General features: G+C 59.6%; 14 protein-coding genes. 6 read left to right on the top strand and 8 right to left on the bottom strand.

All coding sequences use genetic code 11. The features are described from left to right. Positions 1-119 precede the first annotated feature (119 nt). Positions 120-842 (top strand): transposase, encoded by a 723-nt coding sequence (locus tag ACR65J_RS13210; protein WP_440169581.1) that lies wholly within the window; start codon positions 120-122, stop codon positions 840-842. 168 nt (positions 843-1,010) lie between these two features. On the opposite strand, the gene rfbA is transcribed toward ACR65J_RS13210, so the two are convergent. Genes rfbA through ACR65J_RS13185 form a run of 5 tightly spaced genes read right to left on the bottom strand, consistent with a single transcriptional unit; the run spans position 1,011 to position 4,881 of the window. Then, positions 1,011-1,874 (bottom strand): glucose-1-phosphate thymidylyltransferase RfbA, encoded by an 864-nt coding sequence (rfbA, locus tag ACR65J_RS13205; RefSeq protein WP_440169578.1) that lies wholly within the window; start codon positions 1,872-1,874, stop codon positions 1,011-1,013. Between the two features lie 53 nt (positions 1,875-1,927). After that, positions 1,928-2,824, bottom strand: coding sequence for a glycosyltransferase (locus ACR65J_RS13200; protein WP_440169576.1), 897 nt, complete (start codon positions 2,822-2,824; stop codon positions 1,928-1,930). 17 nt (positions 2,825-2,841) lie between these two features. Next, positions 2,842-3,759 (bottom strand): glycosyltransferase family 2 protein, encoded by a 918-nt coding sequence (locus ACR65J_RS13195; protein ID WP_440169573.1) that lies wholly within the window; start codon positions 3,757-3,759, stop codon positions 2,842-2,844. Beyond that, on the bottom strand, positions 3,740-4,129 hold the full coding sequence (locus ACR65J_RS13190) for a DUF2304 domain-containing protein (protein WP_440169622.1): 390 nt from the start codon (positions 4,127-4,129) through the stop codon (positions 3,740-3,742). The genes ACR65J_RS13195 and ACR65J_RS13190 overlap by 20 nt, the downstream gene beginning before the upstream one ends. Continuing rightward, complete coding sequence (locus tag ACR65J_RS13185) at positions 4,129-4,881, bottom strand: glycosyltransferase family 2 protein (protein WP_440169571.1); 753 nt, start codon at positions 4,879-4,881, stop codon at positions 4,129-4,131. The genes ACR65J_RS13190 and ACR65J_RS13185 overlap by 1 nt, the downstream gene beginning before the upstream one ends. A gap of 255 nt (positions 4,882-5,136) precedes the next feature. Between ACR65J_RS13185 and ACR65J_RS13180 the strand changes: the two genes are divergently transcribed. The 4 genes from ACR65J_RS13180 to ACR65J_RS13165 are packed head-to-tail and all read left to right on the top strand — an operon-like array spanning position 5,137 to position 9,343. Further along, a complete protein-coding gene (locus ACR65J_RS13180) occupies positions 5,137-5,898 on the top strand; it encodes a glycosyltransferase (protein ID WP_498794977.1) in 762 nt (253 codons plus the stop codon). Positions 5,899-5,919: 21 nt separating this feature from the next. Continuing rightward, complete coding sequence (gene rfbB / locus ACR65J_RS13175; protein WP_440169566.1) at positions 5,920-6,918, top strand: dTDP-glucose 4,6-dehydratase; 999 nt, start codon at positions 5,920-5,922, stop codon at positions 6,916-6,918. A gap of 3 nt (positions 6,919-6,921) precedes the next feature. Then, a complete protein-coding gene (locus ACR65J_RS13170; RefSeq protein WP_440169563.1) occupies positions 6,922-8,343 on the top strand; it encodes a sugar nucleotide-binding protein in 1,422 nt (473 codons plus the stop codon). A 10-nt stretch (positions 8,344-8,353) separates the two neighbouring features. After that, positions 8,354-9,343: a glycosyltransferase gene (locus ACR65J_RS13165; RefSeq protein WP_440169561.1), complete on the top strand. Its 990-nt coding sequence runs from the start codon at positions 8,354-8,356 to the stop codon at positions 9,341-9,343. 50 nt (positions 9,344-9,393) lie between these two features. On the opposite strand, the gene ACR65J_RS13160 is transcribed toward ACR65J_RS13165, so the two are convergent. After that, on the bottom strand, positions 9,394-10,650 hold the full coding sequence (locus ACR65J_RS13160; RefSeq protein ID WP_440169559.1) for a hypothetical protein: 1,257 nt from the start codon (positions 10,648-10,650) through the stop codon (positions 9,394-9,396). 177 nt (positions 10,651-10,827) lie between these two features. After that, a complete protein-coding gene (locus ACR65J_RS13155) occupies positions 10,828-12,756 on the bottom strand; it encodes a DUF7657 domain-containing protein (RefSeq protein ID WP_440169619.1) in 1,929 nt (642 codons plus the stop codon). A 297-nt stretch (positions 12,757-13,053) separates the two neighbouring features. Here ACR65J_RS13155 and ACR65J_RS13150 point away from each other — a divergent pair, with 297 nt between their 5' ends. Continuing rightward, complete coding sequence (locus ACR65J_RS13150) at positions 13,054-13,500, top strand: GtrA family protein (RefSeq protein ID WP_440169556.1); 447 nt, start codon at positions 13,054-13,056, stop codon at positions 13,498-13,500. 798 nt (positions 13,501-14,298) lie between these two features. Here ACR65J_RS13150 and ACR65J_RS13145 read toward each other — a convergent pair. Beyond that, positions 14,299-16,593 (bottom strand): FG-GAP-like repeat-containing protein, encoded by a 2,295-nt coding sequence (locus tag ACR65J_RS13145; protein WP_440169554.1) that lies wholly within the window; start codon positions 16,591-16,593, stop codon positions 14,299-14,301. Positions 16,594-17,026 lie beyond the last annotated feature (433 nt).

The following is a 17,026-nucleotide window of genomic DNA, read 5'->3' as shown; positions in this document are numbered from 1 at the left end:
CACCGCTGGGCAGTTCTACTGGCCGTCAGTGGGCATTTTCGTGGCCGCCTATGGGCAGTTTTTCATGGCCGCTAACACAGGACCCGGGAACAAAGGCGTGGACCCGGTTCGAACCCTGGATGACAACCATCGTGGACTTGGACACCGGCCAGGTCCTGGGCGTGTTCGACGGCCGCGATCACAGGGGTGTTGGGGAGTGGCTGTTCGCCCGGCCGCTGGAATGGCGGCTGGCGGTGCAGGTCGTCGCGATCGACCCCTCGGCAGCTTTCCGCAAAGCGTTGCGGATGTGGTTTCCCCGCACCGCTGTCGCGGTCGATCATTTCCACCTGGTCTCGCTGGCCAACCAGGCCATGACCGAGACCCGGCAGAACCTCTCCCAGCAAGTCAAGGGCAGACGCGGCCGGGCCATCGATAAGGCTTGGGCGCACCGCATGCTGCTGCTTCGCGGTGGAGACAGGCTCAGCTGCAGGGCAGTCGCCCGGTTCGAGGGTGTATTCACGCTCGATGATCCCACCGGCACCCTCCGGGCCGGCTGGAAGGTCAAGGAGCAGCTCCGGGCCCTGATCAACACCGGTTCCCTGGAAGACGCCGCGGCAGCCAAAGAGGTTCTCGAGAAACTGGTCACGTCTGCCGGACGGCCGGAGACCAACAGGCTCTACCGCACCGTCTGCAGATGGTGGAAGGGGATTGAGGTATTCATCATCACCGGAGCCACAACAGGGAAAGTCGAAGCCAACAACACCGCTATAAAAAACATCCAACGAACTGCCCGCGGGCACCGCAATGCCGCCAACTACAAATCCGTTATCCTCTTGAGAAGTGCCGTCCGGACGGCGGCATGACACTCATTCCAGGACTCCGCTTTCCCGCGAGCCGCGAAGAGCCGGTGAAGGGGGCTGGGCAGCCACTCAGACCCCTTCAGTACCGTTAACGCCAGACGAGGGTCCACACTTGCGCTGCGAGGGCGTCGAAGGCAATGGGAGAGCGGTACCGGTCCGGCCCTTTTGGTTCTAGTCGTCCAAAAGTCCCAGAAGATAGCTGCCATAGCCGCTCTTCACAAGCGGCTCGGCACGCTTACGAAGCTCTTCATCGCTTAGGAAGCCCTGGCGCCAGGCAATCTCCTCAGGTGCTCCAATTTTCAGCCCCTGCCTGTTCTCAACGGTCCGGATGAAGTTAGAGGCGTCACTGAGATCGTTGAACGTCCCCGTATCCAGCCATGCGGTTCCGCGGGGCAGAATCTCGACCTGAAGGTCGCCTCGCTCCAAGTAAGCCTTGTTGACGTCGGTAATTTCGAGCTCGCCACGAGGAGACGGCTTAAGCTCACGGGCTATCGCAACAACGTCGTTGTCGTAGAAGTAGAGTCCGGGAACAGCATAGTGGCTCCGGGGTTTTTCGGGCTTCTCCTCAAGGGAGAGCGCCTTTCCACCCGAATTAAACTCCACTACGCCGTAGGCTTTGGGATCCTTGACCCAGTAACCGAAAACGGCGCCGCCCTTGATGTCGGAGTGCTTGCGGAGTTGGGTTCCCATACCCTGACCGTAAAAAATATTGTCGCCCAGCACGAGCGCAACGGTGTCATTCCCCACGTGGTCGGCGCCCAAGATGAACGCCTGGGCCAGACCATCGGGGGAGGGCTGTTGGACGTACGTCAGATTGATGCCGAATTGGGAACCATCACCCAGGAGACGCTGGAACTGATCGGCATCATGCGGAGTGGTGATGATGAGGATGTCCCGAATGCCAGCAAGTATCAAGGTGGAAAGCGGATAGTAGATCATCGGCTTGTCGTAGACCGGTACGAGTTGCTTGCTGATGCCCAAGGTGATGGGGTGAAGCCGCGACCCAGTTCCGCCGGCCAGAATAATTCCACGCATGGCTTCAATCATTCACCACTACGGACCCAGCGCCAAAACTGATGCGTCGCGTTCTATTGTGATTTAGACAACGGAGAGGGACCCATGCGGCCGCGTATGCCGTCTCTTACCCCCCGGAGTGCGGCTGCGAGCCGAACCCGGCGGCCGTTCGCAAGCGCGGTCACCAGGACTAAGTGGCGCAAGTCCATTAAGGCGCCTCGAACGGCCCAGTACGGCTGCGTGGCCCGGTAAAGGCGGAATAGAAAGATGCGGTTACGGACAATGTAGTAATAACGCCAGGAGGCCGCTGTCCTGACCATGACGGGCTGACCCCGCCACCTGACGGTCATCGGTCCAATGCTGGCCGGGACCATCTGGCCCAATGAGTGCTTGAGCGATGCACCCTTTGCAATGATGCAAACCATACCAGCCGCCTTTGCGCGCAGGTAGAAGTCGCTGTCCACGCCGTCAATGAAGAGGCGCTCGTTGAAAGGGCCAACTGCCGATAGGCATCCAGTGGGTATCAGCAGCCCCGACTGCACAGGTTCATCGCCTAGGGTGACGCCGTTAGGCAAGGTTCGCGCCCTCTTGGGAAGGCCGCTCACGTTCGCCGGAGCAACCATTCCCACCTTCACTCCCGCCGACTGCGCGTTTTCTGCTGCTTCCTCCAATGCGCGCACGAATCCCGGTTGAATGAGCGAGTCCTGGTCCATGGTCAGGATGAAGTCGAGCCTCTGGTAGAGCGATTGAGCTTGCTTGACCCCTGCGTTCAGTGCAGAAGCGATTCCCTTATTGCTCCCAAGACGAACGACAGAACAGCCCAGCGCTTGAAGTGCATCGAAGATACTGTCAGCAGCGAGGTCGCTGCCGTCATCTACAACCACAACGCCGGAGCATTCCCGGAGAAGCGCTTCGCAGTTCAGGATGAGGCCTTCGGGGGGATTGAAGGCGGTGACAAGGCCAATGGTCACGGGGCGATCAGGAGCCATCACGCCCCCAGCCCGTGCCGAACCATGGTTCGGAACGCCCCGCCGTCGCCGGTCTTCAGCAGAATTGGCACAAGGGACAACGCATGCGCTCTTGACGTAAGGCGTAGACGCGCGGCGAGTTCTGCCCGTCGCCATCCTTTGGAGCGAGCCAATTTTGCTGCCAAGGCAAAATAGTCCCGCTCGCCCTCAAAGCGTGAGCCACTCAGGATGAGTACCGACGAGGCGCTGTCGGAGTGGCGACGGTAGGCAAAACATTTTTCAGGTACGACGAGGAGTGAGTTTCCCTCGACGATCATGTCGACGACAAGGGCAAGGTCCTGGATGATCGGAAACTCGTTCCGAAAATCGAATTTCCTGACGGAAGCCGTCTTGAAGGTCAAAGAGGGCCAATAGAGCCAGTCTCCGTGCAGGAGGCTGGTCGCTAGTTTTTCGCCCGAAAGCAGTAGGGGCGTGGAAGACCTCGGCCGAAGAAGACGCTGCTTGACCCTGTCCACGAGCGTCTTGCTGGGTTTGCCATCTGCGTCGACAACTGTCACGCCCGGCTGGATGATGTCTGCCTCCGGGAACTCCTCGTGGGCCTGCAGAACTATTTCCACATAGTTTGGAAGCAGATAGTCATCACACCCGACAAAACACACGAGATCCTGCTGCGCAAGCTGAAGAGAGGTCCTGAAACTGGCAGTAATTCCTTCATTTTGCTTTTTCTTTATGAAGGTGATGCGTGAATCGGCAAGTGACGACACGTAATTTTCGATCGTGGAATCCGGGTAGGCATCATCAACAACTGTCAAACGCCAATTAGGATTTGTTTGTTCGAGCACGCTGTCAATCGTCAGCTTCATATATCCCGGATCTCCCCAGTAGGGGATGAAGATGTCGAGGAAAGGACCCGGCATATTAGGGATGACCCTCGACATTCTCGATTCTGCTCTTCTGTGCCGTGGGCAGCTGCTCCGTCATATCCTCAATCTGCACGCGCAAAATTGCCACTTCCTCTGCCAGCGCGCGCGTTTCGTCTTCAACTACGGATATTTCCCATGACAAGTGGAGGGTCACGCCCAACAGCATCAGAATGCTAAGAATGAACAGCAGGTTTGATGGCAGCTGTATTCCCACGGTCCGGGCGACCACGTCCAGCAGTTGGGGGAACGCTGCCAGGATGAGAGTCGCTATGCCGACGACGAGCCACCAAATGGCGTATTTTTCGCGGAGTTTCTTGCGGCGCAACATCTCAACGACGAGACCCACAATGGCGAGTGCCAACACAAACGCGGCGACATTGGGCATCATTTTTGTCCTGCTGTAGCTGGGATGGAAAGAGACAGGTGGGAGCGCTTCCGGGTGAGGGCAAACGCAAGGGCAAAGAATGAGCGGCCGAGATATACAGCCGCCTTGATGGGATGATGGCTGGGGGTGCCACCCTGGCGGGGTCGCATTTCAACAGGTACCTGCGTGACCTTCAAGCCTGACCGGATCGCCACCACAAGGGAGTCGATGGTGTCGCCCAGATATTCGGCAGGGTAGTGGTCCAGATACTGGGCGATCGCTCTGCGGTTAGCTGCACGGAAGCCCGAAGTAACGTCCGTCAGGGGCGTCTTGGCCAACCGCGACAATACAAAGGCCAGCAACTTCATGGCCCACTTCCGCGGCCCGCTGACCGCGTAGTCGCCTCGGTCGGCAAACCTGGCCCCAATCGAGATGTCAGCTGATGCTAATCCGTTGAGTACTTCCCTGATGTTGCGCGGATCATGTTGGCCGTCCGCATCGACCTGGATAACTTGGCCATAACCAAGCCGGTCGGCGTACTTGAAGCCCGCCCTCATGGCGCCGCCGACTCCCAGATTGAAGGGAAGGTTCATCACCGCAGCACCAGCCGCGGCCGCTTCGAAGGCTGTCTGATCAGTTGACCCATCGTTTACGACCAACACGTCGTAAGGCTCGTCGAGTGCGAGTACCTCGGCAACTGTCGTCCCCACGCAAGCGGCTTCATTCCATGCCGGCATGATGACCAGGACACGATTGCTTTCCAAAGTGCGCATAATATCCCAACTATACCAATGCGGGCGACGGCAGACGGCGTCAGGCCATGACGATCACGGCCGTTACCGCGCAGGCACTCCGGACCTGACATGGCAGGTTAGACGAGGCGGCGCCTTGAATCCTACGCGTTAGCAGGCGCCTCCCGCTAACCGGCGGCTGCAGGCTCGGCGCGAGGAGTCCCGTCGAGTCCAGGTGCCGCCATGCCGCGCGCACCAGCCCTGGTGACCTCTTGAAATCGGCTAGTCTCGTATGCCATGACTAGTGGACAGCCCCTGTTGCCGGTTACGCCCCGGATAAGTGTGTGCATGGCCAGCTATCGTGGTGGCCTTTACATACAGGAACAGATCTCGTCCATCCTGCAGGAGCTGGGACCGAACGATGAGCTGGTGATTGTCGATGACGCGTCCCCAGATAACACCATTGACGTGATCAGCAAAATTACAGACCCCCGGGTTCGGCTGATCCGGAACGCAAGTAACTCGGGCTACGTCAGGACCTTCGAAAAAGCGATTCTCGCCAGCAGGGGCGAGTTCATCTTCCTCTCCGACCAGGATGACGTCTGGATTTCCGGGCGGGTCCACCAGATGCTCGAAGGGCTGCAAACTTCAGCGATGGTTGCCACGAATTTCGCGATGCTCGGCGGGGGACCCCGCCCATGGATACCTCCCCTGAAATCCACGATGGACTCCCGACGCCTGGCGAACCTGCTCGGAATTATGATCGGCTACCGCGCTTACTACGGGTGCGGCATGGCGTTCCGACGCGAGCTCATCCCTGTTGTTACTCCCATTCCGGAGTATGTTCGCGAGTCCCACGACCTTTGGTTTGCGATATGCGGCAACATGGCTCAATCTATTGCGCACTTGGAAGCGCCCAGCCTGCTGCGCCGCCTGCACGATCAGAACGAGACACCCAGCGGCTTTCGTTCCCTGCCGCGGATCGCTGCGGCCAGAGTCATGCTTGGACGGTTACTTCTGGAGGCGTCGCGGAGACTTCGACGGCGGCAAGGGGGATGATCAAGCAGCTAAGCTGGCCTAATGCAGAATCTCCTTGTCACCGGCGGTGCCGGCTTCATCGGTTCCAATTTTGTTCACTACGTTCTTGAAAACACTGATGACCGTGTCACCGTTCTGGACAAGCTGACTTACGCCGGAAACCTGGAATCTTTGAAGGGACTGCCCGCAGACCGCCTTGAGATTGTTGAGGGTGACATTGCCGATGCTGGGCTGGTGGACCGACTGGTTGCCGAAACTGATGTAGCGGTTCACTATGCGGCAGAATCACACAACGACAACTCCCTGCATGACCCCCGCCCGTTCCTGGATACAAACATCATCGGCACCTACACCCTGATTGAGGCTGCGCGGAAGCACAACAAGCGGTTCCATCATATTTCCACTGACGAGGTCTACGGCGACCTTGAACTGGATGACCCGGAGCGGTTCACCGAGCAGACGCCGTACAACCCGTCAAGTCCCTATTCCTCAACGAAGGCCGGCTCGGACCTGCTGGTTCGGGCCTGGGTGCGGTCCTTCGGTCTGCAGGCAACCATCAGCAACTGCTCAAATAACTACGGTCCGTACCAGCACGTCGAGAAGTTCATTCCCCGCCAGATCACCAACATCATTGACGGCATCCGCCCGAAGCTCTATGGCAAGGGCGAGAACGTACGCGACTGGATCCACGCGAACGATCACTCGTCTGCGGTGTTGGCGATCATTGCCAAGGGCAGGATCGGAGAGACTTACCTTATTGGTGCCGACGGCGAAAAAAACAATAAGGACGTCGTTGAATTGATTCTCAAGCACATGGGACAGTCGCCCGATGCATATGACCATGTTGTAGACCGGCCGGGCCATGACCTTCGCTACGCGATTGATTCCACTAAGCTCCGCGAGGAACTGGGATGGGAGCCCAGGTTTTCCAACTTCGACACTGGCATCGAAGACACAATTGCGTGGTATCGGGAGAACGAAGACTGGTGGCGGCCCCAGAAAGCCCTGACGGAGGCAAAGTACAAGGAGCAGGGCCAGTAGAAGATGCCGACCATATTTTCGAAAAAGCTTGCTGCCCACGAAACCCCAATTCCCGGCGTCGTTCTTTACGACCTCCCCGTACATGGGGATAACCGGGGCTGGTTCAAGGAAAACTGGCAGCGGGAGAAGATGGTTTCCCTGGGCCTGCCCGATTTCCGCCCCGTCCAGAACAACATCTCGTTCAACGAGAAAGCGGGCACTACCCGCGGTATCCACGCAGAGCCTTGGGACAAGTTCATTTCCGTTGCCACGGGAAAGATTTTCGGGGCATGGGTAGACCTTCGGGAGGGACCCACGTTCGGTGCTGTGTTCACGGCCGAGCTGGACCCGAGCCGGGCAATTTTTATTCCGAGGGGTGTTGGCAACGCCTTCCAGACTTTGGAAGACAATACCGCCTACACCTATCTGGTCAACGACCACTGGTCCGCGGACGCCCAAGGGCAATACACCTTCCTGAATCTTGCTGATGAGTCAGCCGCAATCCAGTGGCCCATCTCCCTGGACCAGGCAGAACTGTCGGACAAGGACAAGGCCCACCCCCGGCTGGCTGACGTCGTCCCCATGCCGCCGAAGAAGATTCTGGTGGTGGGGGCGGACGGCCAGCTTGGCCGGGCGCTGCGAAGGCTTTACGACGGCGACCCGTCGGTAGAGTTCGCTGGTCGCAGTGAGTTCGATCTCAGTGATGCTGCGAGCTTCGCGGCCCGTAACTGGAAGAACTACTCGACGGTCATCAACGCAGCGGCGTACACCGCCGTGGATGCCGCGGAGACTCCGGAAGGCCGCACAGCCGCCTGGGCCAACAATGTGACTGCTGTCGCGCTCCTGGCCAGGACCGCCGTCGAACACGACCTCACTCTCGTGCACGTCTCGTCCGACTACGTCTTTGATGGTTCACATGCCATCCATACCGAGGATGAGCCCTTCTCACCGCTGGGTGTCTACGGCCAGACAAAGGCTGCAGGTGATGCTCTCGTGCGCGTCGTACCGCGGCACTTGATCATCCGCACGAGCTGGGTTATCGGCGATGGCAACAACTTCGTCCGCACCATGGCTTCCCTTGCCGCACGTGGGGTGGAGCCCTCCGTGGTGAATGACCAGGTGGGCCGGCTTACATTTACCGACGACATCGCCGCAGGCATCCAGCACCTCCTTGCGGCAGGAGACTACGGGACGTACAACCTGACAAACGACGGCGAACCTCAGTCCTGGGCCGAAATCGCCTCTGACGTTTTTGAGTTGTCGGGGGCGTCGCGCGATGCTGTCACCGGAGTCAGCACTGCGGAGTACTTCCGGGGCAAGGAAGCGGCTCCGCGCCCTTTGAACAGCGTGCTCGACCTCGCGAAGATCAAGGCGTCCGGCTTTATCCCCAGGCCTGCCCGGGAAGTCCTGGAAGACTACCTCGCCCAGCAGACGACGCGGGCATAGCGGGTTCACCATGCCTTTTGACTCCCACTCGTTTGGCATCATCGCCCTTGCGGCCTACCAGCCAGACTGGGACCTGTTCCGCACCCAGTTGTTGTCCATCCAGGCCCAGACATACAAAAACTTCCTGTGCCTCATATCCGCGGATGGGGGAGACGCGGAGATTGAGGACTTTGTCGCACGTGAGTTAAGCGGCGATGACCGCTTCAAGGTTCTTGGTTTTCCCGACCGGCTGGGCTTTTACGGCAATTTCGAGCGGGTGCTGCGGCAAGTTCCCAGTCATGCGGATTGGGTGGCACTCTCGGACCAGGATGATTCGTGGTATCCCACCAAGATCGAAACGCTACTGCCCCATCTGGGCAGTGTGAGCTTGGTTGCCGGGCAGGCAAGAGTGGTACGGCTCCCCGGCAACCAGGTCGTAGCCGAGTCAACTCAGCGCAGCAATGTTGGACTTGGGTCCTTGCTCGCCCAGAACCAGGTGACAGGAAGCCTGTGCGTGTTCCGCCGGGACCTTCTTGACCTTGCGCTCCCTTTCCCGAGGCTTGAGACCATAACGCAGGTTCACGACCACTGGCTCGCGGTCTGCGCCAAGGCGACGGGTGGCGTACGGCTGGTCAGCGACGTCGTTCAGGACTATGTGCAGCATGGAGGAAACGTCCTGGGTGAGGTGGCTGGACGAAAGAGTCCGGCACAGTCCCTGGATCACCTCAGGGCCATGTCAAGAAAATACCAGGGCAGCGGTAGCCCCGCCGCCATGCTCAAGACTGCCAACGACCTGAGCTTCGGCTGGCGAAGGGTAATGGCCGATGCCTTGCGGAAGCGCCTGGGCATAACCGATGGCGTAGATGATGCGCTGGCGGCTTATGAGACTGGGCATGGCTGGAGGAGTACTTCCAGGACGCTGGTTGCGGGGCTGAGAAGGGGCGAGATCGCGCTTCCATGCTTCCTGGAATTCATGGCTGGCGTTCCTGTCGAGCTTTTTGCCAAGGGCTCCAGGTCTTAGCGGCTTCGGGTTCCGAAACATCCCGCCTGGCCGTGAGGGCCGGAAGGACTTCAGTCCTGCGCGTGTGCGGTCTCGAATTCCGTGCGGTTATGCAGACATTTGCGCACGACCATGAGCTGGTAACCCGCTACCACAAGTTCAGCGAGACCTACTGCCCACGCGACCCCGGGCGCGCCCAGCAGCAGACCGAGTACCAGCATCAGGGGAACGTTCAGGGCGGCCCCTACCGCTGTGGAAGTAGCCAGGGCGGCTCCTTGTCCCAAGGGAATGAGGCACGCAAGCCCTACGATCTGGGCGACCAGCACGCCGGCCAGGATAATGCCAAAGGGGATGCTGAGGCTGAAGCTGATGGCGATTGCCCCGCCCGAGAAGAGCGTGCTGGCCCACGGAGTCAGCGCGGCAAGGAGTCCGCCGGCCATGAGCCCGGTTGCCGGGGCAAGTTTTGCGACTGTTCCTATCCTGTGCAGACTCTTCGCAGGTCCGGCCTCCGGAATCCACCCCTGGATCACCTGGAGGATGGGGCCAAAACCCGCGACGGCAAAGCGGAAGAGTTTGTCCGCCAAGGCGTACTGGGGGAGTGCTCCGTTCACTACCTGGTTTACGACGAGCATGGGCAGGTTACTGTTCAGGCTGCCAGTACCCGCAGCAATCACGCCATGCTTCTGGTCCTTCAAACGCTTCATAGCCGGGCCGATCCGCAGATCGGTTTCCAGTCGGCGTCCCGCTTGGGCAAGAACGCCGACTGCCCCAGAGACAACCGCCAGCAGGTTGAAGACCAGTAGCGAGATGACAAATACGATTGGATTCGGGATGAATTGAATCAGTACGAGGCCAGCGATGGTACCGATTCCCTGTGGGAGTACGTCGAACAGAAACAGTCGCCAGGGCTTCGCCTGGCCAATAAAGAACCAAGAGGCGCCCACGAAAGGAAACACGTAAGCCACGGACGCCAATGCAGCTACAAATGGGTCAGCTTTAGTGATCAGCAGCATCACAGCGAACATCACCGGGGCCGTAAACAGCAAGAGGTAGCCGCGGCTGACAAGGGATTCGACATACATCTGAGGGCGTTTCTCGACGGGAAGCGATGCTACGAGGGCAGCTCCCACGGTTCCCCATCCGAAGGCGACGACGATCCCAAAGATGGCAGCAGTCGCTTGTGCCAGAGCCAGTTCACCCCACACTTCTTTGCCCAAGGTGGAGATGACAAACGGAATGGCCAGCAAATTAACTGCGGTCGAAAATACGAGGGAGGCCGCGAAACCGCCAAAGCGGCGAATCAAAGCAGGGGCGGCTGCAGAAACCAAATGTAACTTCCTCCGATCTGGAAATGTGCTTTCCCTTGGCAGACGTTTTCGGTGTCGTCCGTGGTCTTCCACTGCGGGAGCGCCCTGTGGTGGCCGTCCCGGGAGCCCCCCGTGGCTCACATTGACGTCCCTTGCTCGAGGCGCGACGAACAACAATGCGAATCCGAAGGGGACCCGCTATTTGAACTTGTAGACGGAGAATTCCTTGCCGGACCACGTGAGGGTGCGTTCAGGAACCAGGCAGGGAGCCTCCAGCTTGTGGGACGACGCGATGCCTTGGAGGCTCGGCCACCGATTCTTAAGGTCACAAGGATCCACTCGCACCAGGGTGGTGTCTGTTGCAACCGTTCCAAAATCAATAGGTTGTCCCACTGTCCACTCGAAGAAGACGAAACCACCGCCGCGATTCCATGCGTCCGCGTGGCGGGATTGCGGATCCAGCTTCTCCCATGCCTCCGTGTTCGGTCCCGACCGTTGCAGACCGCTCAAAGAGGGTACGCCGTTTGCTGTCATCACAGTGTCGAACGGGCTGAAGTCAGATGCCCAGACGCCGCCTGACGCCGCTGCCTGTCTGCCCTCCGCACGGAGATAAGTGGCAGTCTCGGATTCGCGCAAGTCGCCCAGGCCAAAAAGAAGTGGATTGGCGCCGATAACAGGAACAGCAGCAAGTGCCGACGTCAAAACGAGCGGCCAAACCTTTGCCGGGAATTTGGTAGTGATGAATACGCAGGCTCCTACGGCCAAGGAAGTGCCCAGAATCAGCGAGCGCGGCATTGTGGGCAGGTACGACAACTGCAGGGACGAGGCTGCGTACCCGGTTACAAGAGCACAGCTGGCTGCTGCGACGGCTGGGCCTCGCCATCCCACCCGGGACGGGAGGCGGTCGAGCAGGAAGCAAACCAGTAATGAGGCCAAAATTCCACAGACCTGGGCGGCCCGTGCCGGTTGGACGTAGTTTAGGAGCGGGATTGAGGATCCCCGCTCACCAAAATTGATGGTGCACCATGCGAGCCATATGAGAGCGAAGGCTCCCAGGACGAGAATTACCGTGTTGTCGCGGAATTTCCCCAGGTTCTTAATGAACACGATAAGCAGGGCGGCCCAGACAAAGGCTATGGTAAATGCAGTCGAAAGCTCGCTTTGGTTTATCCCTACGGGTGCCACATCCTGCATTGCTCCGAGCGCGGGTGCGCCGAAAAGCATGGCAAAGGACTGGGCTGCGCCCGCGGACCTCCGGGAACCCGGGTAAACGGTATTGAGGAGCGCGGACAATCCGGCTCGGTTCTCCCAAAGGACCCCCGCTGCAAAGACCATCGAAACAAGCCCCGCGGACCCCAGCGCAAGAAGCTTCGGCTTCCATGTTTCCCTTGACGCCATGATCCACACCGCTGTGGCTGTGAGTACGGGAAGGCCGAGGACGAGCGACCAGGGAATGTAAAAACTCGGCAAGCCGGCGAGCAATATGCCTGACAGCAGGGATTGCAGGGCCGGGATCAGACGTTGTCCCAGCGCAAATCTTCTGTAGGCAGACAGGAGCAGGCTTGAACCGGCGATTGTGTAGGCAATCAGCTGAATGGGCATCATTGTCCACCAAGAGGCAGCCGGCGACAGCGCGATCAGGAACGCTGCAAGCCAGCCCCAGCGGCGGGCCGCCCCGAGCTGGGAAAACCACGTTGGCAGGAACAGGAAGAGGAGCAGCGCGGGAAGCCACCAATGCGCTGCGAAGACCATGGCGTCGGGCAGGAATGCCGCACTCCGCAACAATGTGGAATCGAAGAAAACCAAAGTCTCAAAAAAGCCGCCGGAAGGATAGCGGTGGGCTATATCCGCGGGTGCAGCAAGGACGCTCGTCGTAGGCGCTCCGCCGGTGGCCATGATCGATAGAACGATGGGGGAGAACGCGTTGTACTCATCCGACCTGATCGGAGACGCATCCCCGATTTGAAGACCCAAAGGATGCGCCGGGTCCTGGCGGAGGGTCGGCATGCCAATCGATGACGTTGTAGCCCCCATGACCACAACGATCACGTAAAGGAGGATGACCGCTATGCGAAGAGGGTTGTCACTCCTTCCCGCGTAAGCAAGGAGCGTTACTCTCTTCCCCAACTTTTCAGCTGGCGGTGCTACTACTGAACTCAAACGTGCGTCCTTGGGTCGGGCTGGCGTCGTTATGACTCTTGCTTCATTGGAGCTTCCTGATCGGCAGAAATGAGCCCTGCCGAATGCCGCTATGGTAGGCTACAAGCTAGTCCGCAGGGCGCCTGCACGGCCGTTGCACTCGAATGACTGTTGGAATTCCAGCAAATGTAGTCTACCCGGCGCCCAGGCTCACTCTTACCGCGAGTGATTATTGCCGCCGTTCGTGGCCCGTCGATGCCGCCAGATCAGAAATTAAGAGGATAAGTGCTGAGAAGGCATTCGAAAATTGTACTAAACAGCGAGCTGGCGCGTTTCATCATTGTTGGCGGCATATCCTTTGTGATTGATCTCGGTCTGCTCATGCTGCTGCATGAAGTATTCCTGGTGGATTTGCTGATAGCCACTCCTGTCGCTTTCCTCATCAGCCTCGCCTTCAATTACGCCCTTCAGCGTGTTTTCACGTTTCGCGCCGAAAACGGCAAAAGCGTGAGCTTTATAAAGTATTGCCTCCTGGTGGCCTTTAATACTGTTGCCGTGGACGTCATCGTCAATTTTGTTGACTGGCTGGGTGCCGGTTACCAGATAGGAAAAGTCATCGCGACGATCTTGACGACCGCTTGGAACTTTCTTCTGTACAAGCACTGGATATTCAAGTCCGGAGCGCCGGACAAGACAGTGGCCGTCGACAACATCCCTGCACCGCCACTCTGACGTTCGATGGCCTGCCTGCTGACGGAGGCTCGAACGGGGCGGCTGCGAATGCCAGCAGGCTGTTGTGGAGTTCTTCGCGGTTCGTGGGGAAAGAGCCCACATGAGTGTCATGCCGCCGCTCCGGCCGCGCTTCTCAAGAGAAGAATCGATTTGTGGTTGGAGGCACTGCGGGCTGCCCTGCAGCTGAGCGTGTCGCCGCCGAGCAGGAGCAGCATCCGGTTGGCCAGGCCTTGTCGACGGCCCTGCCGCGTCGGCCCTTGACCACCGACAGCCTTGCGGCCCCTGCAATCGGACCCCAGGACTTGGCGGTGTCCAAGTTAATGATTGTCGTCATCCGTGGCTCGGACCGCGTCCTCGCTCTCGTTGGTGGGTCCCGGATGTAGCGCACGGACCAGAACCAGTGTTCGTCAATGCCGAGCACCCGCGGACTGGGTTGGTCCACGTCGGGCAGCCACAGCAAGCACGCTTCGGTGACAGCGGCACGGACCATCCACCAGGACACGGCGAAGCTGGCGGCAGTCACTGACACCGCCCTCCGGACTGGAACACGGCGTCCACGAGCTGGTCCCGGCGCCGGCGCCGGCTCGTGGACCGGGGACGCAGGACCTGAGGCGTGGATTCGAGGAACGAGAGCCGCTCACAAGCCGGTTCTTCGCAGTACCAGCCCATAGGACGCTTGCGGGGTCGTGAGCCCCGGCAGACGCTCCTGGCTCCGAGCCCTGCAAAATCAAACTTTTTCAGCGGCCCTTCGCGCCGTTCCAAGTGCCGCGCCGCAGCCTCCAGTACTGCACCAGCGTGCTAGAGGCTGCCAACAATCGCGGCTTGGGTGTATCCGTCGGTTGTTCTGGTCATTCCGTCACCGGCGTAGAACCAGAGGCTGCCGTCGGAGCGGCGACCCAGGATGTCGGATTTGCCGTCGTTGTTGTTGTCGCCGGCGCCTAGGATCTGGTCGTAGACTTCCCATCCGGTTCCGATCTGTCGGGCGTTTTGGTAGCTGTTGGTTCCGTTTCCTGCGTAAAACCAGAGCGTGCCGTCGGCCCGCCGGGCCATGAGGTCGGGTTTGCCGTCCCGGTTGAAGTCACCGGTGTTGATCAGCTGGTTGTAGATCTCCCAGCCGCTGCCGATCTTTTGCCCGGTCCGGTAGCCGCCGCTGCCGTCACCGGCGTAGGACCAGAGTGACCCGTCTGGCTGCCGGGCCAGAATGTCGGTCACTCCATCACCGTTAGTGTCTCCAGCGCCTTGGATGGTGTCGAAGATTTGCCAGCCGGTACCTATTTGTCGAGCTGGCTGGAAGTTTCCTGCGCCGTTTCCTGCGTAGAACCAGAGTGTGCCATCAGGCCTGCGGGCAATGAGGTCGGCTTTTCCGTCACGATTTGAGTCGCCGGTGCCAACGACGGCGTCATATATGTTCCATCCGTTGCCGATGAGTCGGCCAGCTTGGTAGCCACCGGAGCCTGTTCCGCTGTTCAACCACAACGAACCATCCGTACGCCGGGTGACTAAATCCGGCCGCCCATCACCATCCAGATCGCCTACGTTTGTCAGGCGGCCTTGGCTGTCCGCGCTCAACCCCAGGGGCTGTGCTTGGGTGTATCCGTCGGTTGGGCTGGTCATTCCGTCACCGGCGTAGAACCAGAGGCTGCCGTCGGAGCGGCGACCCAGGATGTCGGATTTGCCGTCGTTGTTGTTGTCGCCGGCGCCTAGGATCTGGTCGTAGACTTCCCATCCGGTTCCGATCTGTCGGGCGTTTTGGTAGCTGTTGGTTCCGTTTCCTGCGTAAAACCAGAGCGTGCCGTCGGCCCGCCGGGCCATGAGGTCGGGTTTGCCGTCCCGGTTGAAGTCACCGGTGTTGATCAGCTGGTTGTAGATCTCCCAGCCGCTGCCGATCTTTTGCCCGGTCCGGTAGCCGCCGCTGCCGTCACCGGCGTAGGACCAGAGTGACCCGTCTGGCTGCCGGGCCAGAATGTCGGTCACTCCATCACCGTTAGTGTCTCCAGCGCCTTGGATGGTGTCGAAGATTTGCCAGCCGGTACCTATTTGTCGAGCTGGCTGGAAGTTTCCTGCGCCGTTTCCTGCGTAGAACCAGAGTGTGCCATCAGGCCTGCGGGCAATGAGGTCGGCTTTTCCGTCACGATTTGAGTCGCCGGTGCCAACGACGGCGTCATATATGTTCCATCCGTTGCCGATGAGTCGGCCAGCTTGGTAGCCACCGGAGCCTGTTCCGCTGTTCAACCACAACGAACCATCCGTACGCCGGGTGACTAAATCCGGCCGCCCATCACCATCCAGATCGCCTACGTTTGTCACCTGGAATGACGACGAAGGAGACGCCGAGGCGAAAGCTTTGAGCCCGGCATAATCGCCGTTCCATACATTGGAGTCACCTGCAAGGGGACCGGTGCTGCTGTATTGCCAAATGCTGTAGGTACCCCAGCCGGCCGGTACATAGCCGGCATCGTTGCTTGGTGAACTCGGGTAAGCGGCCACCCACAAGGGGTAGTCACCGAAGTCGGGCTGGTTGCCCAAACATTGGTTCCACCAGCTCGTGTTGGTGTAAATGGCTGGTAGCCGTCCCGTCAGCGACAGCATGGTGTTGCCGAAGTCCCTGACCCATGACGCTAGCTGTGACCCATTCATGCCATAGCAGGTGTCACCGAAGTAGAAGCCGTTGATTGTCCTGCCAGCATACGGATTGAACTCGAAGTCCAGGACCGGTGGCATCGTGTAACCGTCTGCGGACCAGCCGCCCCCGTTCTGTACGAAGTAGCGCGCCTGGTCCGCGCCGGAGGACCAATTAGGAATGGCGAAGTGGTAGGCGCCGCGGATCATGCCGACCGCCCGTGAGCCTTGGTACTGGGAACTAAATAGCTCATTGGTGTAATAGTTGCCCTCAGAGGCTTTTACGTAGGCAAATCGAGCACCCATGTTCCATTGCTGCTGCCAGTCAACCGATGGCTGGTGGGCGCTGACATCCAGCCCCTGAATCCCAAAAGTTGGTGTCCAGGTGCCTTGCGTGGAAAGCGACTCGGCGCTGAGCTTCTTTGCTCCGTCGGGGGTGGTCGACGCGGTGACGCGTGCCGAGCGCTGGCCCATCTCAGCTCCACCTGGACCCACGGCCTCGGCCATGGTTTGTGGTGAAGGAGTGGGGCTCGGTGACGGTGTAGCCAGCGGGGCAGGTGCCGGTGAAGAGGCCGGCGGTGTCGGCGTCGCTGTGGCCGTCACGCCCGGGGTCGGAGCGGAAGGAGTCGGGGGAGCCGGTGACGGGCTGACTTCCGCGGCAGCGGCGACTTCGGCTAGGCCCGGCCCCGCGAGCAGAGAGATGGCCAGCAGGGCGGTCCCCAAGGACTTCATGACTGGGCGACGGGACTGAGACAGGTTCCGCTTCATATGTGCTCCGGAGACAATGGGGCGCTCCCCCGAGCGCCTCTTTGGATACTGCTCAGGTGACTTCCCCCAGGAAGGCACCTGATAGTGCTATTTCGATAAATAACGCGCTCACCATAGCATCCGTGTTACTGGCGCAACC

Source organism: Arthrobacter sp. SAFR-044 (assembly GCF_059414985.1).
Note: the sequence above shows the minus strand (reverse complement) of the source record. Positions and strands in the feature narration are given on the sequence as shown.